Source organism: Saccharopolyspora sp. NPDC049357 (assembly GCF_040677225.1).
GTDB lineage: Bacteria > Actinomycetota > Actinomycetes > Mycobacteriales > Pseudonocardiaceae > Saccharopolyspora.
This window is the reverse complement of record NZ_JBFAQJ010000012.1, coordinates 1-19,186: the sequence shown is the minus strand read 5'-3', so window position 1 is coordinate 19,186 and position 19,186 is coordinate 1. Positions and strand designations below refer to the sequence as shown.

Here is a 19,186-nt window from a genome sequence, read left to right as displayed (position 1 = left end):
GGAGGAGCGATGCGTGCGTTATCCCTGATCATGGCGGTGGCCGCGGTGGCGGGTGTCTGCGCCGGGTGCGGTGGCGGGTCCGGCTCGGAGGACGCGGCGGGCGCGGATCGGCCGGTGGGTCCGGTGACGATGGTGGTGCCCTTCGCCGCCGGGGGTGGCAGCGACATCGCCGGGCGTGCGGTGGCCGACGGGCTGGTGTCGGTCACCCCGGGCTTGAACATCAGCGTGGACAACCGCGAGGGCGGGCAGGGTGCGGTCGGCTACTCCTACCTGCTGGGCAAGACGGGTTCTCCGCAGTACCTGCTGGCCACCGAGACCTCGCTGCTGTCGCTGCCGGCGTCGGTGGAGGTGGCGTTCTCTCACCGCTCGTTCACCCCGATCATGAAGGTCGGTGAGGACTTCACGCTGCTGGTGGCCCGCCCCGACTCCCCCATCACCAGTTGCGCCGATGCTGTCGAGCAGGCCCGGCACCGCCGGGTCCTGGCGGCGATCTCCGGCGCGATGGGGCCGGACGCGGTGGTGTTCTCCCAGATCCGCGAGAAGACCGGCGCCGATCTCGACACCGTGCCCTATGAAGGTGGTGGGGAGTCGATGGCGGCGGTGCTGGGCGGTCAGGTGGAGTTGGCGTCGCTGAACCCCAGCGAGGTGATCGGTCAGCTGCGCGCCGGGGAGCTCAAGGCGCTGTGCGTGTTCGCCGACCAGCGCTACACCTATCCCGAGCTCGCCGGCATCCCCACTTCGGTGGAGCAGGGGGTGGGGGTGGTCTTCGCGCAGTTTCGCGGGGTGATCGCCCCGGGTGAGCTCCACCCGCAGGCGCGGGAGTTCTGGGTGGGGGCGGCGCGGCGCTTCGCCGAGTCCCTCGCCTACCGCGAGTACGTGGCCTCGGAGTTCCTGCAGGCGCGGCCTGCCTTCGGGGCCGAGTTCGGGGCGTATCTGGCCGGGGCGCAGGGCGAGTTGGAGCAGGTGGTGAGCCGATGAGCACCGTGGGTGGGCAGGTGTGGTGGGCGGCCGGGCTGGTGGTGCTGGGCGCGGGTTTCGCGTTGTCCGCCCCGGTCTACGGGGTGTTCGGCGACGAGGGCCGGATCGGCCCGGGTTTCGTGCCGATGGTCGCCGGTGGGCTGCTGGCGGTGCTGGCCGCGGTGTTGCTGCGCCGCCAGTTGTCCCAGCCGGTCGCGGCCGACGAGGCCTGTGAGTCCGGTGAGTCCGGGTCGGGCACCGATGATTTCGGGCGCACGGCCGGGCAGCGGGCGTGGATCCTGCGGCGGGTGTTCGTGCTGCTGCCGGTGACCGTGCTGGCGGTGCCGGTGGTGGGCATGGTGTGCGCGTTCGGCGGGCTGGTGCTGGTGATCTCCACCTGGTTGGAAGGCCGGCGTCTGCTTCCGGCGGTGGCGTTCTCGGTGGCCGCCGCGGGTGGGGTGTGGGTGATCTTCGCGGTGCTGCTGGCGGTGCCGCTGCCGACCGGGATCTTCGGGTTCTAGAAAGGGAGGGGGTGGGCCGGGGTGTGGGAGAACCTGCTGCTGGGTGTGTCGACGGCGTTGACGCCGACGAACCTGCTGTGGTGCTTCGCCGGGGTCGTTCTGGGCACCGTGATCGGGTTGCTGCCCGGGATGGGGTCGGCGACCGGGGTGGCGATCCTGATTCCGCTGACGCTGACCGTGGAGCCGGTCACCGCGCTGATCCTGCTGGCCGGGATCTACTACGGCGCCCAGTACGGCGGGACGATCACCTCGGTGCTGCTGTCGACGCCGGGCGAGGCCGCCAGCGTGGTGACCACTTTGGACGGTTATCAGATGGCGCGGCAGGGCCGGGCCGGTGCGGCGTTGGCGATCGCGGCGATCGGCTCGTTCGCCGCGGCGATCCTCTCGCTGATCCTGCTGGCCGCGCTGGCGCCGCCGATCGCGCAGGTCGCGCTGCGGTTCGGGCCGCCGGAGAACCTCGCGGTGATGGTGCTGGCGCTGGTGACCATGGTGGTGCTGTCCACCGGGTCGACGCTGCGCGCGGCGGCCATGGCCTGCGTGGGGGTGCTCATCGCGTGCGTGGGCATCGATGCCGGCACCGGTCAGGCTCGCTACACCTTCGGCAGCGTCAACCTCCTGTCGGGCATCCCCTACGTGGAGGTCGTCATCGGGTTGTTCGCCGTCGGTGAGGTGCTGCACCAGATCCGGGCCGGTGGGGCGCGGCCGATCAGGGCGGGTTTCCGGGATCTGGTGATCCGCCGGTCCGACATCCGCGATTCGGCCGGGGCGATCGGGCGCGGCAGCCTCATCGGTTTCGCCCTGGGCACCCTGCCCGGCGCCGGATCGACCCTGGCGTCGTTCCTGGCCTACGGGCTGGAGAAGCGGGTCTCGCGCAACCGGGCGAACTTCGGCCACGGCGCCATCCAGGGCGTGGCCGCGCCGGAGAGCGCCAACAACGCCGCCGCCAACGCCAACTTCATCCCCACCCTGACCCTGGGCATCCCCGGCGGTGCCACCACCGCGGTGCTGCTGGGTGCGCTGACCGTCTACGGCATCCAGCCCGGGCCGCTGCTGTTCACCGAGCAGCCCGAACTCGTGTGGGGCCTGCTGGTGTCGTTCTTCATCGGCAACGTCATCCTGCTGGTGCTCAACCTGCCCCTGGCGCCGGTGTTCGCCCAGCTGCTGCGGGTGCCCTACGGGTTCCTCTACCCGCTGATCCTGGTGACCAGCTTCGTCGGCGCGTTCGCCATCGACAACAACTTCTTCTCCGTCGTGCTCGTGCTGATCTTCGGGTTCGTCGGCTACGGCATGAAACGCCTCGACCTGCCGATGGCGCCGCTGGTGGTGGGCGTGGTCATCGGCGCTCTGCTGGAGAAGGCGCTCGTGCAGTCCTCGGCGATCTTCGACGGCAACATGTGGTTGCTGGCCACCCAGCCCATCTGCGTGGTGATCCTGCTGATCGCCGCCGCCATGCTCACCGCACCACTGCTGGCCCGCCACCGCGCGGGAAGGAAGGAACACGCCGATGTCCGATGAACTGCTGGTGGCCGCCGACGGACCCGTGCTGCGGGTGACCTTCAACCGCCCCGCCCAGCGCAACGCCATGAGCTGGAGCATGTACGACGGGCTGGTGGCCGCCATCGAACGCGCCGAAACCGACCCCGACATCCGGGTGATGGTGCTGCGCGGCGCCGGCCAGGAGGCGTTCGTGGCCGGCACCGACATCGCCCAGTTCGCCGAGTTCACCAGCGGCGAGGACGGCGTGGCCTACGAGCAGCGCATGGAGGAGGTCTTCGGACGCCTGGAGGCCGCCAGCGTGCCCACGGTGGCGGCGATCTCCGGCTACTGCGTCGGCGCGGGCATCGCCCTGGCCGCCGCCTGCGACCTGCGGATCTCGACCACCACCGGCCGCTTCGGGGTGCCGGTGGCGCGCACCCTGGGCAACTGCCTGGCCATGAACACCTACTCCATGCTCGTGTTCCACCTCGGCCCCTCCCGCGCCAAGGACATGCTGCTGCGCGCCCGCATGTTCACCGCCCAGGAAGCTCACGAGGCCGGGTTCGTCACCGAGCTGTGCGACATCGGTGAGCTCGACGCGGTCGTGGAGACCATGACCTCCCGGCTGGTGCAGCACGCGCCGCTGACCATGTGGGCCAGCAAGGAGGCGGTGCGCCGGTTGCGGCTGGCGACCATGCCCGACGGGGACGACCTGGTGCGCACCGTGTTCGGCAGCGAGGACTTCCGCAGCGGTGTGCGGGCGTTCCTGGACAAGACCCCGCACACCTGGAGCGGCCACTAGAGCTCGGCGGCCTCCTGCGCGGTGATCTCGGTGAGGGTGTCGCCCAGCTGCAACCAGCGGGTCGGGTTGATCTCGCGCAGGAACGCCATGTCGTGACCGGCCACGATCAGCGCACCCTGGAAGGCGCGCAGCGCGGCGGCCAGGTGCGCGCTGCTGTCGAGGTCGAGGTTGTTGGTGGGTTCGTCGAGCATGAGCAGCTGCGGCGCCGGTTCGGCCAGCAGCACCGCCGCCAGGCTGGCCCGCAGCGCTTCCCCACCGGAGAGGGTGCCTGCGGGCTGGTCGGCGCGGGCACCGGTGAACAGCAGTCGCGCCAGCTGCGCGCGCACCTGGTTGTCGGTCAGCGCCGGGGCGGCCTGGGCGAGGTTGGCGGCCACGCTCAGGTCCGGGTCGAGGACGTCGAGTCGCTGCGGCACGAGCCGAGTGGTCACCGGAACCCGCACCTGGCCCGACCGCGGCTCGGTGGTTCCGGCCAGCAGCCGCAGCAGGGTGGTCTTGCCGGTGCCGTTGCCGCCCAGCAGCGCGATGCGCTGCGGCCCGTGCACGTCCAGATCCAGCAGTGCCCCGGTGTGCGGCAGCACCACCTCCCGCAGCCGCGCCACGTCCCGGCCGGCGGGCACGCGGGTGGCGGGCAGTTCCAGGCGGATCTGATCATCGCTGCGCAGCGCCTGTTCGGCGTGGCGGCGTTTCTCGCGGGCGGCCTGCAGGCGTTCCTGCTGGATCCCGGTGAGCTTGCCCGCGGATTCCTGCGCGGCGCGTTGCCGGGCACCGGCGAGGATCTTGGGCATGTTCTCGGCGGATTTGGCGCCGTTGCGTTTGCGGCGGGCCAGCTTGGTCTGGGTTTCGGCCAGTTCCCGCTGCTGGCGGCGTTCGTCGGCCTCGGCGGCGCGCAGGTCGCGTTCGGCGGCGGCCTGCGCGGTGGCCACGGCCTGCTCGTAGGCCGAGTACCCGCCGCCGTGGAATGTGATCTCGCCCGCGCGCAGTTCGGCGATGCGGTCGACGTCGTCGAGCAGTTCGCGGTCGTGGGAGACCACGATCAGCACGCCGTGGCGCCAGCCGCGCACCGCCTCCCGCAGCCGGTGGCGGGCGGCCCGGTCGAGGTTGTTGGTGGGTTCGTCCAGCAGCAGCACCTCGGGGCGGGCCAGCAGCAGCGCGGCCAGGTGCAGCAGCACGGTCTGGCCTCCGGAGAGCTCGGCGACGCGCCGATCCAGGGTGAGCCCGCCGAGTCCGAGCGTGGCCAGCAGGGCGTGGGCGCGTTGTTCGACGTCCCAGTCCTGCCCGATGGTGTCCAGGTGCTGCTGGGTGACCTCACCGGATTCGACCGCGGCCAGCGCCCGCAGCGTGCCGTCGATGCCGAGGGCTTCGTCGACGCGCACGTCGAGATGGCTGGTGATGGTCTGCGGCAGGTAGGCGGGCGTGCCCGGCACGCTGAGGACCCCGGAGGTGGGGGTCAGTCGGCCGGTCAGCAGGCGCAGCAGCGTGGACTTGCCGCTGCCGTTGCCGCCGATGAGCCCGGTGACGCCGGTGGGGAAACCGGCGGTGACACCGGAGAACACCGGCGTCCCATCGGGCCAGGTGAACGACATCTCGGTGCAGGTCACCGAAGCGGGGGTGGGTGTGGACATGGAGGATCTCGCCTTCGCCGGGCAACGGGTGGGATGCATGTGCGGCGAGCACCACGCGGCGATGATCCATCAGGGCAGCCACCAGCGGGTGTCCCGGTCATCGAGGTCGCTTCCACGCCCACCGGCAACGACAACCCCACGTGGGGGTTGGTGCGGGTGTTCTCGCGTGGTGATCGCGGACCTCAGATGCGCAACGGGCACCTCTCTCGCCGGGGGCAGGACGACAGCGATGCTACCCGCACCCCGGGGCGTGGCGCGCGCGAATTTCTCAGCACATCTGCGCCAGGGCGCACACCGTCTTCCAGTTCCGGCACGTCACCGGGGTGCCCAGGTGGCGTTGCAGGTGCGCGGTGGTCAGCTTCGAGCGGCCCACGCCGTCGGGATAGTGCAGGAACACCTCCCCGTCGGCGGCCCGCGCGGTTTCACCACCGGGCAGCGGCATGGCCGCCACGTGGTGGGCTTCGACCGGGTGCAGCGGGAAGGCGACCTGCAGCTTCGTGTGCTCCACTCCCGGCGCGGCGAAAGGATGACCTGCCGCGGCCAGGGATTGCAGGTGCTCGCCGGTGCGGACCATCACCTCGGTGACCAGGCCCTCGGCGGCCAGCCTCTCCCGCAACGCCGCAGCCACCTCCATGGCGTCGGCGGGTGCGGTGAACACCGCGTTGCCGCTCTGCAGGTAGGTGCGGGGCTGCTGCCAGCCCAGCTCGCCGATCATCTCCCGCAACCGGGCCATCGGCAGCCGCGCGTGCGAACCGAGGTTGACCGCGCGCAGCAACGCCACGAAGGTGCTCACCCGGGAAATCCTGCCACCGCGCCCCGACACCGCCTACTGGCGCGCCCGCGCCAGCGCGTCGTCGACGGTCGGAGCCTGTTCGAACAGCGCCGACAGGCCGGTCAGCTCCAGCAACCTGCTCACCCGCCCACTCCCGGGCACCACCAGCAGCCGCGCTTCGCGGCGGCCCGCGGCGTTGTAGGCCAGCATCAGCAGCTCCAGCACCGCGCTGGAGGCGAACCCGACCTGTTCGAGGTCCACGATCGCGGTGTGCAGGCGGGCGGCGGTCAGGCGCTGGCGCACGATCTCGGTGACGCGCGGCAGGCTGGCCATGTCGATCTCGCCGCTGACGCTGACCACCACCACGCCCCGTTCGGGCCACTGCACGCGCACGCGTAACGCCGACCGCGACGTACCTCGGCCTCGGCCGGGTTCGGCGTCGCCGGCGGTGCGGGGCGCGATGATGCCGCCCGAGCCGTGGGATGCCTGTGCGGGCAAAGATCTGGAGACGATCACGCTACCCCCTTCGTGCTGGACGGGCCGGTGCTGCCCACTCGCGCGCGCCGCGTCAAAACCGCCTGTGCGCTGGGACGATCATCGGCCAGCTGAAGCGGCGACGACCGGGCGAAACCGCTCCACCCACCGTAGGAGCCGCCAGCACCCCGCAACAAGCACTGCCACTTTCGTGTGAAATTCGGGGTGTGTCAGCGCAAGGCGGCGTCGAGGAAACCGGCGATGAGCGCCCACGTCGCCGGAGCCTGACCCGCCACCGAACCCCCGGCGGCGTGCCGCACCCGCCGCGGCGTGAAATCACGCGCCTCGTCGAGGTAGTCGTGCTCGTGCACCCGCCCGCTCATCTCGTAGAGCGTCGCCGGCACCCCAGCGCGCTCCAACGCCGCCAACAGCAGCTCGCTCTGGTGGAAGGGCACCAGCGGATCGGCCGCGCCGTGCAGGATCAGCCACGGCGGGCCACCCCGGCGCACCCACCGCGACGGATCGGCCTCGGCGACCCGGCCGGGCACCGTCTGGATCTCCGCGCCGATCAACCGCGACTCCGGCGAGACGGCATCGTCATGACCGCGACTGCCACCGGTGATCTGGTTGAACCGCTCCAGCGCCCCCTCGGGCATGTGCCCGTCCATCAGCAGGAAATCCGTCGGCCCGTACAGATCCACCACCGCCTGCACCTCGCTGGAGACCGACGCCGGCCCGAGATCACCCTCCAGCGCCACCACACCCGCGGTGGCACCCAGCATGCTGGCCAGCCACCCGCCCGAGGAATTGCCCATCACCGCGATGCGATCAGCATCCAGGCCGTAGCGGGCGGCATGGGCGCGCACCCAGCGCACCGCCGCCTTGCCGTCGTGCACCTGCGCCGGGAAGCGGGCCTGCCCGCTGGAACGCACCGCCACCGCCGCCACCGCGTAGCCGCGCCCGCACAACGCCCGCGCGACCCGCTCACCGCCGGTGTTGCCGTTGTCGGCCAGCCACGCCGAACCGGCCGACCACACCACCACCGGGCACGGGCCGGTGCTCTCCGGCGGCAGGTACAGGTCCATGCGGTGGGCGTTGCCGACCCGGGGCGCGTAGCTGAGATCCCGCATCACCACGTACGGCTGCCCGCTGCCCCGCACCCGCCACCACCTCCACGCCGGAAACGATCAAGAACCCACCATGTCAAGATCGAACCCGTCTGGGAAGACGATCACCCGAACGCACCCGACCTTTGGGCGGGAAGTGGCGAGTTCTCGCCGGGCGCGGCATGCCTGCCCCCGGCCACCGGCCGCCACACCTGGCCCACCGACAACCGCAACTCCCCGTCGACGGCGTCCACGGTGATCTCATCGCCGGCCACGGCCTCACCGCCCAGCACCATCCGCGCCAGCCGGTTGTCCAGCTCCCGGGAGATCACCCGCCGCAACGGGCGGGCACCGAACTCCGGCTGGTGACCGCGCTCGACCAGCCAGTCCACACCCGCATCCGTGACCGACAACCGCATCCCCTTGTCGGCCAGCTGCGCCCGGGTGCGCTCCAGCAGCAGACCACCGATGCGGCGCAGCTGCTCGATGCCCAGCGGCCGGAACACCACGACATCGTCGATGCGGTTGATGAACTCCGGGCGGAAGAAACCCCGCAGCTCCTCCAGCACCACCACCGCCGAGGCCGCCGCGTCACCACCCGAATCCAGGATCCGATCGGCCCCCAGGTTGGAGGTCATGATCACCACCACGTTGCGGAAATCCACCAACCGGCCCTGCGAATCGGTCAACCGCCCCGCATCCAGCACCTGCAGCAACGTGTTGAACACATCCGGATGCGCCTTCTCGACCTCGTCGAGCAGCACCACCGAGTACGGCTGGCGCCGCACCCGGTCGGTCAACTGCCCCGACTCCCCGTAGCCCACATAACCGGGCGGGGCACCGATCAGCCGCGACACCGAGTGCTTCTCCTGGAACTCCCCCATGTCCAGCCGCAACAACCGGCCCGCATCCCCGAACAGCGCCTGCGCCAGCGCGCGAGCCAGCTCGGTCTTGCCCACCCCCGTGGGACCCAGGAACAAGAAGTTGCCGATCGGCCGCTCCGGGTCGGCCAAACCCACCCGGGCCCGCCGCACCGCCTCGGCCACCGCCGCCACCGCCGCGTCCTGACCGACGACCTTGGCCTGCAGCTGCTCCTCCAGCCCCAGCAGCCGCGCGACGTCCTCGGCGCTGACATCGGCCACCTGGATCCCGGTGCGCGTGGCCACCACATCGGCGACGTCGTCGGCGACCACCGTCGGCTCGAACACCGCCGCCGAGCGCACCTGCCCGCCGCGGCGCAACCGCACCCGGCTGCACGCCTGATCCAGCAGGTCCACCGCCTTGTCCGGCAGGAACCGGTCGGCGATGTAGCGCTGGGACAGCTCCGCGGCGGCGGTGAGCGCGGCCTCGTCGATGCGCACCCGGTGATGGCGCTGATACCGCTCCCGCAAACCCCGCAGCACCACCACGGTCTCGGCCACGCTGGGCTCGTCGACCATGATCGGCGCGAAACGCCGCTCCAGCGCCGGATCCTTCTCGATGTGCTTGCGGTACTCCTCGACCGTGGTGGCACCCAGCAGCCGCACCTCGCCGCGCGCCAGCGCGGGCTTGAGCATCGTGCCCGCGTCCATCGACCCCTCACCGGCGCCGGCACCGACGATGCTGTGCAGCTCGTCGATGAACACCAGCACCGAGTCGCGGTTGGCGCGGATCTCGGTGAGCACGTCGCGAAACCGCGACTCGAACTCCCCCCGGTATTTCGCCCCGGCCACCATGCCCGCCAGATCCAGCGACACCACCCGCAGATCCGCCAACGACCACGGCACCTCACCGGCCACGATGCGCCGCGCCAAACCCTCCACGATCGCGGTCTTGCCCACGCCCGGATCACCCACGAACACCGGGTTGTTCTTCGAACGCCTGCCCAGCACCTCGATGGCCTGCTCGATCACCGCGTCCCGGCCCACCACCGGATCCAGATTGCCCGCCCGCGCCAGCTCGGTGAGGTCCATCCCGAACTCGTCCAGCCGCGGCGTCAAGCTCAGCACGCTGCGACCGCCACCGCCCTCACCGAGCTCGATGGCCCGCGCCAGCGCACGCCCGGCCACCGAATCGGCGTCGGCGGCCAACCCCAGCACCACGTGCCGCGCCCCGACCACGTCCGCGCCTTCGGCCAACGCCTGCCGGTAGGCACCCAGCAGCGCGCGACGCGCCGTCGAGGACAGCACCGGCGAGCCCTGCAACAGCGGTTCCTGCACGGCGATCACCGCCGAGCGCACCGCCTCGGCGAGCTCACCCACCCGCACGCCCGAGGACCGCAGCAGCTCGGCGGTCGCCGGAACCTGGGTGACCGCCCACAACAGGTGCGAGCTGTCCAACTCGGGAGAACCCCAGTCCACGGTGGCCCGCACCGCCTTGGACACCACCTCGTGCGCCTGCTCGTCGAGCAGCGCGCTCAGCGCCGCCGACTGCGCGGCCGCCTCACCCGAACCGGCGAGCACGTCGCGAAACAGCGAATCGAAGGCGGCAGAGGAGTCTCCGGCACTGCCGCGATCCAACCGGGCCACCTCCACACACGACGAGCATCGCCCGCCCACCCGAAAACCCGGATGCGGCAGGCGATGTCGAACCTCAGCGGACGAGCACCGACCCCCGCGATACCGGAGGCTCGACCGGTGAACACCTCACCGGGATGCCGCCGCCACCCTCGGTGCCGCTCGCAAAACCCCTGCGCACGGCCCCCACTCGCGCCTGGAAACCCGGCGCCACCGCGCATGATCATTGTGGCACGAGGAATCCGGCGACCCGGGCCCGGGTGCTCGGCGGCTCAGCTGGCGCGCTGTTGTGCCTGCTCTATGGCGTCGGCCAACCGCGACAGCTCCTTGCCGATGTGCGACAGGCGCTCGGACATCACGCTGGCGTGCCCCGACAGCGGCCCCACGTGACCGGCCGCGCGCAGCCACTCGGTGACCCCCGACAGGCCACCGGACATGCCCTCCACGGTCAGCGAGAAACCCCGCATGACCTTCTCGATCTCCTCGACGCTGTGCGCCACACCCGGATCGCGCAGCCGCTCGCCCAGCGCCACGGTCGCCTCGCCGACCTGACGAGCGACCTCCGAGGAATAACCCGACTCGGCTCCCGCCTCCTCACCGCGTCTGCCCGAGCGACGCGACGGCGGGCCGTGCTTACCCGCCTGTGACGACGAGTGGTCGGAATGTCCAGCGGCAGTCATAGCGAACCAATCAACCCGAATCCAGTACCAACTCCACCCCGACCACCACGCGCCCGAGCCCTCCGGCACCTGTCGGCCGGATCCCGGGCTTGTCGCAGCACAGGAGTAGGTGCGGAGAGGTTAGCGCGTCGCGGCCGAGCGTGGTGAAGGCGATGCGCAAGCATTATCTTCAGACCCCGCTGAACCCACCGAGATCACCCCCACCCGCCCGCGGCGCCACCAGCCGAGATCACCCACCGGACCCGCCGAGGCGCGCACGGTGATCGGCCTCAGCGCCGCTCGCCGAGCTCGCCCAGCAGCGCGTTGATCTCCTCATCGGTGGTCGCGGCGAAATCCCGGTAGAACTGCCCGACCGCGGCGAAGCCCACCGGTTGCAGCACGCACACCACCGCATCGGCTTCACCCCGCAGCGCCCGCACCGACTCCGGCGACCCCACCGGCACCGCCAGCACCAGGTGCCGGGGCCCGGCCTCGGCCAGCATCCGCAGCGCCGCCCGCGCGGTGGCACCGGTGGCCAGCCCGTCGTCGACCAGCACCGCGTCACGACCGGCCAGCTCCACCGGCTCACCGCGGTAGAGGTGCTCGCGCCGCGCGGCCTCCGCGCGCTCGCGCTCGCAGGCCACCGCCAGATCGTCGAGGTCGAGCCCGAACGACCGCACCAGCCGGTGGTCGTAGCCGGGCGGGCCGTGCGCGGTGACCGCGCCCAGCGCCAGCTCGGGCTGACCGGGCGCGCCGATCTTGCGGGCCACGCACACCCGCAGCGGGGCACCCAGCGCCCGCGCCACCTCGGCGGCCACCGGAACACCCCCGCGCGCCAGACCGAACACCACCGGATCGACCAGGTCCAGGCCGTGCAGGTGCCCGGCCAGCACCTGACCTGCGTGGGCGCGATCGTCGTAGCCGGTCGCGCCGGAGTGCCGGGATCGCGTTCGAGGCATCGTGCGCCCCTTTCCCACCACATCGGGGCCAACCCTGGGGATGCCCACCACGGCGGTGCGGGCAAACCGCCGTCACCGCCGCAACGCGCTCACCCGCAACACCCGCAGCCGGTTGAGCGCCGCGGCCACCTCCAGCGGCCGGGGCACCGCGAAATCACCCACGAACCGCTCGTCGACGGCGGCCACCCCGCGCTCGGCGATGTCGGCGGCCAACACCTCCAGCACCTCGGCGATGGTGGCGCGCCCGTCGAGCACACCTCGCCGCGCGCAGCTCACCAGCGCCAGCCCGATTCCGGTGACCTGGGAGGCGTCGACGATCTGCTCCACCCCGCGCAGCTCCACCGTGGACTCGCCGATGCTCAGCGCGTCGGTGCCGCGGGCGCGGATCTTGGGGCGTTCGGTGGGGATCGAGCGCGGATCGACCACCCGGTGGCCCAGCGGCGGGTAGCCGTCGGCTTCGCTGTGCCGCCCGGTGGGGCGGGCCTGCGAGAGCTCCCGGGCCCGGTCGGTGACATCGCGCGCCCGGTAGGCGTCCATCATCAGCACCCGGTCGGCGACGTCCATGTAGTCACCCGAGCCGCCCATGACCAGCACCGTCGAGACCCCGTGGGTGGCGTGCAGCGGGCGGATGAGGTCGACGAAGGGCGTCAGCGGCTCGGCGTCCTTGGCCACCAGGGCCTGCATGCGGGCGTCGCGGATCATCAGGTTGGTCGCCGCGGTGTCCTCGTCGACCAGCAGCACCCCGGCGCCGGCCTCGACGGCCTCGGTGATCGCGGCGGCCTGCGAGGTCGATCCGGAGGCGTTGTCGGTGGAGAAGTCCCGGGTGTCGGCGCCGGTGGGCAGGTGCGAGACGAACGGGCTGACGTCGACCCGGTGCACGCGCCTGCCGTCCTCGGCGCGGACCTTGGCGGTGTCGGCGCGCGCGACCACCAGCTCGCGGCCGTCACCGGGCACGTGGTCGTAGACGCCCTGCTCGAGGGCGCGCAGCAGCGTGGACTTGCCGTGGAAGCCGCCGCCGACGATGAGCGTGATGCCCTCGGGCACGGCCATGCCGGTGATCTCGCCGCGGTGGGGCAGGCGCACGGTGGCCCGCATCGATTCCGGGGAGGAGAACGCGACCCCGCTGGTCAAGGGACGTTCGTCGATGCCGCTGCGGCGCGGCAGGATCGCTCCGTCGGCCACGAAGGCCACCCAGCTGCGTTCGGTGAGCGCCTCGCGCAGGGCGTGGGTGTCCTCGACGCTGTCGACGAAGGTGCGGGCCTGCTGCTCGTCGGCGGTGGACCAGCGCAGCGCGGCCTCGACCGCCCGGGGCAGTTCGTCGCAGAGGGTTTCCTCGGCGGCGCGACCGTCGATGGTGCGGCCCCTCCCGGGCAGGTCGATGCCCATGCGCACCCGCACCGCGCCCTGGTGGATCTGGCACGAGCTGCGGTCGAGGACCTGCTGGCCGCCCGCGTCGACGCGCAGTCGGCTGTCGCCGAGCGCGCGGTGCAGCCGCCGCACCAGGTGGCCGGCCAGGGCGCGGGCGCGCACCGGGTTGTCGTGGAGTTCCGGAGGCAGGCCGGCGTGGTCGGCATCGACGGTGATCTGCACGCGGCTGGCCGGGGCGTAGGGGTCGGGTTGGACGCGCTGGACCTGCAGGGTGAAGCCGTCGAAGCGCCAGGAACCGGTCAGCGATTTGTAGCGGCCGTAGCTGGCGCCGTGCATGCCGCCCAGTTCCTGGCGGAGTCGCTGCGCGTCGCCGCGGGCGGCGGTGGGGTCGCGCTGCTGCTGGGCCGGGGAGGTGCGGGGGCCGCTGTGCCGGGGCCCGCCCCGGCCGCCGTGTCGCTGTGCCATGCACACAGGGCTACCGCAGCGGCGCCGGAATCTCCAACCGGCCATGATCCAGGCCACAGTGGACACACAGTGGACCGGTGTGGTCTGCGGGTTTTCCCCGAAAAATGCGAAACATTCGCGCGTCGTAATCGGGCGCGGGTGTTGACGCCGGGTTATCCTCTGCGGGCGCCCGCAAGATCAGCTGTCAACGACCTTCCGGGCAGGCCGCGGTGGGTTCTCGCCGCGACCGGCCCGCTCTCACACCGGCACTCCGCCTGGCGGGTGTGCCGGTGTCCCGTGAGGAGGCCAGAGATGTTCCCACCGTCCGGTCGTCACCGGTGTCGCGCGGCATCGCCCCGCCGCAGGGGGTCGCTGGTGTTACTGGCCGTCCTGGCGGCTCTGATCGGGGTCGCCTCCCCGGTGCAGGCCGCCGCACCCCGGCTGGATCCCCATGACACCCACGGCGCGTGGATCGGCTACAGCGCGGGCCGCGAGGCCTCCGGTGAGCGCAGCACCGGCAAGGTTCCGGCCGGGGCGCTGGCGGGCATGGACGTCAGCGGCCACCAGGGCCAGGTCGACTGGCACCGGGCCTACGCCGGCGGGGCGCGGTTCGCCTACGTCAAGGCCACCGAGGGCAGCGGGTTCCGCAGCTCGTCCTACGCCCAGCAGTTCCACGGCGCGGCGGCGGCGGGAATGATGCGCGGCGCCTACCACTTCGCGCTGCCCGACCGCGCCCCCGGCGCGGTGCAGGCGAACTTCTTCGTCGACAACGGCGGTGCGTGGAGGCCGGGGTCGGGCACGCTTCCCGGGGTCCTCGACATCGAGCACAACCCCTACGGCCAGACCTGCTACGGGATGGACCCGGTGAGCATGTCGCGCTGGATCGCGGAGTTCTCGGGCACCTACCACGCGCGCACGGGCCGGGCCCCGGTCATCTACACGACCACGTCGTGGTGGAACCAGTGCACGGGCGCCAATCCTGACTTCGCGGCGCACAACCCGCTGTGGATCGCCCGGTACGCCCCGCAGATCGGACCGCTGCCCGCGGGCTGGCAGTTCCACTCGTTCTGGCAGCACTCCGACGCCGGGCCGCTGCCGGGCGGCCAGGACGCCTTCAACGGTGACTTCGGCCAGCTGGCCGCTTTCGCCGGCTGACCACCGGCGCGCACAGACCGCACAAGAGGTGGGCCGTCCCCTTTCCCAGGGGGCGGCCCACCTCTTGTGCGGTTCAGCGGTGCGTTCTACTTCCCGAGCAGCTCCGGCGGGATGGGCTGGTCGTTGTTGATGGCCTCGAACATCTGGCCGGCCTTCTCCTTGTCCCAGACGATCACCGACCCGCCGTCGGAGTCCTCCCCGAAGCGCCCGAAGGGCACCTGGGTGGTCACCCCCTGGCCGCCGCTGACGTCGCCCATGGCCAAGGCCAGCGACATCAGGTGCCAGATGTGGTCGGTGTCGTTGACCAGGAAGGTCTTGCTCGCCCCGGAGGCCAGCGGGAACAACCGGAACGGGTTGATCAGGGTCGCGGGGCTGGTGCCCTTGTCGACCAGGGCGCCCAGCAGCTTGCGCTGGTTCTCGGCGCGTTCGAGGTCGCCACCGTCCAGCGAGTAGCGGGCCCGGACGAACCCGAGGGCCTGGGCGCCGTCGAGCTCCTGGCAGCCCTGGGGCAGGTGGACGTTGGCCATGGGGTCGTCCATGGGCTTGTCCAGGCAGATGTCGACCCCGCCGACGGCGTCGACCAGGTCGGCGAACCCGCCGAATCCGATCTCCGCGTAGTGGTCGATGTGCACGCCGGTGTTCTGCTCGACGGTCTGGGCCAGCAGCTGCGGCCCGCCGAAGGAGAACGCCGAGTTGAGCTTGGTCTTGCCGTGCCCGGGGATGGCCACGTAGGAGTCGCGCGGGAGGCTGATCAGCGCCGGCTGCCCACCGCCGCTGGGGATGTGCACCAGCATCATCGAGTCGGTGCGGCGCCCACCGGCATCACCGGCGGAGAGCTCCTCGCGCCGGGCGTCGTCGAGCCCTTCGCGGGAGTCCGAGCCCACCAGCAGCCAGTTGCTGCCCGCCGAGTTGCCCGCCTGGCCTTCGAAGTCCAGGGCCGCGGTGCGCTGCAGCATGCTGTCGAAGTAGAACACCAGCGCGCCCAGCAGCACCGCGACGACCAGCAGCCCGATGCCGATGCGCTTGCCCCAGCGGGGCCTGCTGCGCCGCTGGGGCGGCGGGGGTGGTGGCCGGTCGCCGCGCGGGCGCCCGGGTGGGGGTGGCGGCGCGGGGCGCCGTCCCTGAGGGGCCTGCGCGCCGCGATAGTAGTCGTACCTGTCGCCGCCGCCCTGCGGCCTTCGCCTCGGCGGTCCGCCCGCCGACCAGTCGCTCATGCTCACACCTGCGTCGGTTGTTGGCGACGCGTCCCGCACGCGCCGCTGTGTGGCGTGCAGCATTGCAGAAGCACGTCGCGCAGGTGGCCGCCGCTATCGAACAGTGACCCGTGGATCGGAGTTTGCGCTGGTGGTGGGCCCGAGGAAGATCTCACACCCACCACCAGCGCGTCCTCTAGCCTGCCACGGCCGAGCGCACCGCGGTGGCCCACAGTTCGATCGCGGTGTCGACCTGCTCGGCGGTGACGATCAGCGGCGGGATCATGCGCACCACGTTGCCGTGCGGGCCGCAGGTCAGCAGCAGCAGCCCGGCTTCGGCCGCGGCGGCGTGAGCGCGCGACGCGGTGGCGGTGTCCGGGGTGCCCTCCGGGGTGGTGAACTCGTTGCCCAGCATCAGCCCGAGCCCGCGCACGTCGCCGATGACCGGGTGGTCGGCGGCGACCTTGCGCAGGCCTTCGACCAGCCGCGCGCCCTGCTCGGCGGCGTTGGCCACCAGCCCTTCCTGCTCCACCACGTCCAGGGTGGCCAGTGCCGCGGCGGCGGCCACGGCGTTGCCGCCGTAGGTGCCGCCCTGCGATCCGGGCCAGGCCTTGCTCATCAGCTCCTCGCCCGCGGCGATCGCCGAGATCGGGAATCCGCTGGCCAGGCCCTTGGCGGTGATGAGGATGTCGGGGCGCACGCCGGCGTGGTCGTGACCCCAGAAGCGGCCGGTGCGCCCGACACCGGTCTGCACCTCGTCGACGATGAGCAGGATGCCGTGGGCGTCGGCGCGCTGGCGCAGCCCCGCCAGGAACTCCGGGGGCGCGGGGATGTAGCCGCCTTCGCCGAGCACGGGCTCGACGATGATCGCGGCGGTGTCGCGCGGGGAGCTCTGGGTGACCAGCAGCTGGTCGAACTCCGCCAGGGCGCGGCGCACGGCCTCCTCGGTGCCGCACTGCTGGCGGTAGGGCTCGGGGAAGGGGGTGAACACCACTCCCGGCATCATCGGCCCGATCCCGGCGCGCACCTTCACCCCGGAAGAGGTCAGGGCGGCCGCGCCCATGGTGCGGCCGTGGAAACCACCCTGGAAGGCGATGATGTTGGCCCTCCCGGTGGCGTGTCGCGCCAACCGGACGGACGCTTCAACCGCTTCACTTCCGGAGTTGACGTAGAACAGGCGGTCCAGGCCCTCGGGCAGGACCTGGCCGAGCCGTTCGGTGAGGTCCAGCAGCGGCCTGTGCATCACCGTCGTGTACTGGCCGTGGATGAGGGTGCCCACTTGGCGCTGGGCGGCCTCGACCACGCGCGGGTGGCAGTGTCCGGTGCTGGTGACGCCGATGCCGGCGGTGAAGTCCAGGTAGCGGCGGTCGGACTCGTCGTAGAGGTAGACCCCTTCGCCGCGTGCGGCCAGCACCGGGGTCGCCTGCTTGAGCGCCGGGGAGAGCTCCGTCATGATCGACTCCAAGCGTGCAGAATGTAGGATTGTTGACAATCTAGGCAGTCATGCAACCATCAGCAACACCCGGTGTCCACCACCGAAGCGCACTAGGTTGGCAAACAAGCACATCCGTCGACACCCAGGAGGGTTCGCGCAGCGATGACCACCACCCCAACGCATCCCCGCGAGGCGACCGTCGTCGAGGCCGCCCCCAAGCAGCTGCTCATCGCCGGCAAGTGGCGCGACGCCACCGGTGAACGCACCTTCGCCGTCGAAGACCCCGCCACCGGCGCCACCCTCTGCCACGTCGCCGACGCCTCCCCCGACGACGCGCTCGCCGCACTCGGCGCCGCTCACGACGCCCAGGCCGACTGGGCCACCCACCCGCCCCGCGAGCGCGGCGAGATCCTGCGCCGCGCCTACGAGATCATCATCGAGCGCCGCGAGGACCTCGCCCTGCTCATGACCCTCGAAATGGGCAAACCCCTGCCCGAGGCTCGCGGCGAGATCACCTACGCCGCCGAGTTCTTCCGCTGGTTCGCCGAAGAGGCCGTGCGCATCGGCGGCGACTACGCCGTGGCCCCCAACGGCTCCGGCCGCTTCCTGGTCACCCGCCAGCCCGTCGGGCCCGCACTGCTGATCACCCCGTGGAACTTCCCCATGGCCATGGGCACCCGCAAGATCGGCCCCGCCATCGCCGCCGGCTGCACCTCGGTGATCAAACCCGCCCACCAGACGCCCCTGTCGATGCTCGCGCTCGCCGAGATCCTGCGCGAAGCCGGACTGCCCGACGGCGTGCTCAACGTCGTCACCGCCACCGACGCCGGCGCGATCATGGAACCGATGATCCGCGACCCGCGCGCCCGCAAGCTGTCGTTCACCGGCTCCACCGCCATCGGCCGCAAGCTCATCGAGCAGTCCGCCCAGCAGGTCCTCAAGGTCTCCCTCGAACTCGGCGGCAACGCACCGTTCCTGGTCTTCGACGACGCCGACCTCGACGCCGCCGTCGAAGGCGCCATGCAGGCCAAGATGCGCAACATCGGCGAAGCCTGCACCGCGGCCAACCGCTTCTACGTCCACGCCGACATCGCCCAGGCCTTCTCCGACAAGCTCGCCGAACGCATGTCCGCGCTGACCATCGGCCGCGGCGTCTCCGACGACATCCAGGTCGGCCCGCTCATCGACGAAAAGCAGCTGGGCAAGGTCACCGACCTGGTCTCCGACGCCGTGGCCCGAGGAGCCCAGGTCGTCACCGGCGGCGACCGGCACGGCGGCGACGGCTACTTCTACACCCCCACCGTGCTCACCGGCGTGCCCGAAGGCGCGCGCATGGCCAGCGAGGAGATCTTCGGGCCGGTCGCCCCGATCACCACCTTCACCGACGAGCGCGACGCCATCGCCAAGGCCAACAACACCGAGTACGGGCTCGTCAGCTACCTCTACACCCAGAACCTGCAACGCGGCCTGCGCGTCACCGAAGCGCTCGACACCGGCATGGTGGGCCTCAACCAGGGCATCGTGTCCAACCCGGCCGCCCCCTTCGGCGGGGTCAAGGCATCCGGGCTGGGCCGCGAAGGCGGCAAGGTCGGCATCGACGAGTTCCTGGAGACCAAGTACGTCTCCATCGGCGGCCTCTGACCCACCGCGCACAAACGGGTGTGGGGCTGGTTTCCCGAACCATCCTCGTGACCTCCCTGCGTCAACGGCGCGGGTCGAGGGGAACACCGCTGCGACGCGGTGCTGGG

The 19,186-nt window shown here is 71.7% G+C and carries 16 protein-coding genes; 6 read left to right on the top strand and 10 right to left on the bottom strand.

What is annotated here, in order from left to right:
- Nucleotides 1-9 precede the first annotated feature (9 nt).
- Genes AB0J91_RS12590 through AB0J91_RS12575 form a run of 4 tightly spaced genes read left to right on the top strand, consistent with a single transcriptional unit; the run spans nucleotide 10 to nucleotide 3,756 of the window.
- The gene (locus AB0J91_RS12590; protein WP_363867383.1) at nucleotides 10-978 is read left to right on the top strand and encodes a tripartite tricarboxylate transporter substrate binding protein; all 969 of its coding nucleotides are present in this window, start codon (nucleotides 10-12) and stop codon (nucleotides 976-978) included.
- A complete protein-coding gene (locus AB0J91_RS12585) occupies nucleotides 975-1,478 on the top strand; it encodes a tripartite tricarboxylate transporter TctB family protein (RefSeq protein WP_363867380.1) in 504 nt (167 codons plus the stop codon). The genes AB0J91_RS12590 and AB0J91_RS12585 overlap by 4 nt, the downstream gene beginning before the upstream one ends.
- 21 nt (nucleotides 1,479-1,499) lie before the next feature.
- Nucleotides 1,500-2,993, top strand: a complete 1,494-nt coding sequence (locus AB0J91_RS12580) for a tripartite tricarboxylate transporter permease (protein WP_363867378.1) — start codon at nucleotides 1,500-1,502, stop codon at nucleotides 2,991-2,993.
- Entirely contained in the window at nucleotides 2,983-3,756 is a 774-nt protein-coding gene (locus AB0J91_RS12575; RefSeq protein ID WP_363867375.1) for an enoyl-CoA hydratase/isomerase family protein, read from the top strand. The genes AB0J91_RS12580 and AB0J91_RS12575 overlap by 11 nt, the downstream gene beginning before the upstream one ends.
- On the opposite strand, the gene AB0J91_RS12570 is transcribed toward AB0J91_RS12575, so the two are convergent.
- From AB0J91_RS12570 to AB0J91_RS12535, 8 genes are all read right to left on the bottom strand, one after another.
- Nucleotides 3,753-5,378, bottom strand: coding sequence for an ATP-binding cassette domain-containing protein (locus AB0J91_RS12570; protein WP_363867372.1), 1,626 nt, complete (start codon nucleotides 5,376-5,378; stop codon nucleotides 3,753-3,755). The two genes, AB0J91_RS12575 and AB0J91_RS12570, sit on opposite strands and share 4 nt — an antisense overlap.
- Before the next feature lie 268 nt (nucleotides 5,379-5,646).
- Nucleotides 5,647-6,171, bottom strand: coding sequence for a DUF1697 domain-containing protein (locus AB0J91_RS12565; protein WP_363867369.1), 525 nt, complete (start codon nucleotides 6,169-6,171; stop codon nucleotides 5,647-5,649).
- Between the two features lie 33 nt (nucleotides 6,172-6,204).
- Nucleotides 6,205-6,666 carry an STAS domain-containing protein gene (locus AB0J91_RS12560; protein WP_363867366.1) on the bottom strand — a complete coding sequence of 154 codons (462 nt, stop codon included), beginning with the start codon at nucleotides 6,664-6,666 and terminating at the stop codon, nucleotides 6,205-6,207.
- Between the two features lie 188 nt (nucleotides 6,667-6,854).
- Nucleotides 6,855-7,784, bottom strand: coding sequence for an alpha/beta hydrolase (locus AB0J91_RS12555; protein WP_363867364.1), 930 nt, complete (start codon nucleotides 7,782-7,784; stop codon nucleotides 6,855-6,857).
- Between the two features lie 71 nt (nucleotides 7,785-7,855).
- Complete coding sequence (locus AB0J91_RS12550; protein WP_363867361.1) at nucleotides 7,856-10,237, bottom strand: ATP-dependent Clp protease ATP-binding subunit; 2,382 nt, start codon at nucleotides 10,235-10,237, stop codon at nucleotides 7,856-7,858.
- 260 nt (nucleotides 10,238-10,497) lie between these two features.
- The gene (locus AB0J91_RS12545; protein ID WP_132679497.1) at nucleotides 10,498-10,905 is read right to left on the bottom strand and encodes a hypothetical protein; all 408 of its coding nucleotides are present in this window, start codon (nucleotides 10,903-10,905) and stop codon (nucleotides 10,498-10,500) included.
- A 269-nt stretch (nucleotides 10,906-11,174) separates the two neighbouring features.
- A complete protein-coding gene (locus tag AB0J91_RS12540; protein ID WP_363867358.1) occupies nucleotides 11,175-11,843 on the bottom strand; it encodes a phosphoribosyltransferase family protein in 669 nt (222 codons plus the stop codon).
- 72 nt (nucleotides 11,844-11,915) lie between these two features.
- The gene (locus AB0J91_RS12535) at nucleotides 11,916-13,676 is read right to left on the bottom strand and encodes an ABC-ATPase domain-containing protein (protein WP_363867355.1); all 1,761 of its coding nucleotides are present in this window, start codon (nucleotides 13,674-13,676) and stop codon (nucleotides 11,916-11,918) included.
- A 354-nt stretch (nucleotides 13,677-14,030) separates the two neighbouring features.
- Between AB0J91_RS12535 and AB0J91_RS12530 the strand changes: the two genes are divergently transcribed.
- On the top strand, nucleotides 14,031-14,810 hold the full coding sequence (locus tag AB0J91_RS12530) for a GH25 family lysozyme (protein WP_363867352.1): 780 nt from the start codon (nucleotides 14,031-14,033) through the stop codon (nucleotides 14,808-14,810).
- An 86-nt stretch (nucleotides 14,811-14,896) separates the two neighbouring features.
- Here AB0J91_RS12530 and AB0J91_RS12525 read toward each other — a convergent pair whose 3' ends face one another.
- Complete coding sequence (locus tag AB0J91_RS12525) at nucleotides 14,897-16,024, bottom strand: LCP family protein (protein WP_363867349.1); 1,128 nt, start codon at nucleotides 16,022-16,024, stop codon at nucleotides 14,897-14,899.
- A 175-nt stretch (nucleotides 16,025-16,199) separates the two neighbouring features.
- The gene (locus AB0J91_RS12520) at nucleotides 16,200-17,456 is read right to left on the bottom strand and encodes an aspartate aminotransferase family protein (RefSeq protein ID WP_363788505.1); all 1,257 of its coding nucleotides are present in this window, start codon (nucleotides 17,454-17,456) and stop codon (nucleotides 16,200-16,202) included.
- 144 nt (nucleotides 17,457-17,600) lie between these two features.
- On the opposite strand from AB0J91_RS12520, the gene AB0J91_RS12515 reads away from it, so the two are divergent.
- Nucleotides 17,601-19,079 carry an NAD-dependent succinate-semialdehyde dehydrogenase gene (locus AB0J91_RS12515; protein ID WP_363867346.1) on the top strand — a complete coding sequence of 493 codons (1,479 nt, stop codon included), beginning with the start codon at nucleotides 17,601-17,603 and terminating at the stop codon, nucleotides 19,077-19,079.
- Nucleotides 19,080-19,186: the final 107 nt, after the last annotated feature.

Coding starts and splice junctions, on each gene's coding strand:
- AB0J91_RS12515 (WP_363867346.1), top strand. CDS start 17,601: ATGACCACCACCCCAACGCATCCCCGCGAGGCGACCGTCGTCGAGGCC.
- AB0J91_RS12575 (WP_363867375.1), top strand. CDS start 2,983: ATGTCCGATGAACTGCTGGTGGCCGCCGACGGACCCGTGCTGCGGGTG.
- AB0J91_RS12570 (WP_363867372.1), bottom strand. CDS start 5,378: ATGTCCACACCCACCCCCGCTTCGGTGACCTGCACCGAGATGTCGTTC.
- AB0J91_RS12535 (WP_363867355.1), bottom strand. CDS start 13,676: ATGGCACAGCGACACGGCGGCCGGGGCGGGCCCCGGCACAGCGGCCCC.
- AB0J91_RS12585 (WP_363867380.1), top strand. CDS start 975: ATGAGCACCGTGGGTGGGCAGGTGTGGTGGGCGGCCGGGCTGGTGGTG.
- AB0J91_RS12590 (WP_363867383.1), top strand. CDS start 10: ATGCGTGCGTTATCCCTGATCATGGCGGTGGCCGCGGTGGCGGGTGTC.
- AB0J91_RS12545 (WP_132679497.1), bottom strand. CDS start 10,905: ATGACTGCCGCTGGACATTCCGACCACTCGTCGTCACAGGCGGGTAAG.
- AB0J91_RS12525 (WP_363867349.1), bottom strand. CDS start 16,024: ATGAGCGACTGGTCGGCGGGCGGACCGCCGAGGCGAAGGCCGCAGGGC.
- AB0J91_RS12520 (WP_363788505.1), bottom strand. CDS start 17,456: ATGACGGAGCTCTCCCCGGCGCTCAAGCAGGCGACCCCGGTGCTGGCC.
- AB0J91_RS12540 (WP_363867358.1), bottom strand. CDS start 11,843: ATGCCTCGAACGCGATCCCGGCACTCCGGCGCGACCGGCTACGACGAT.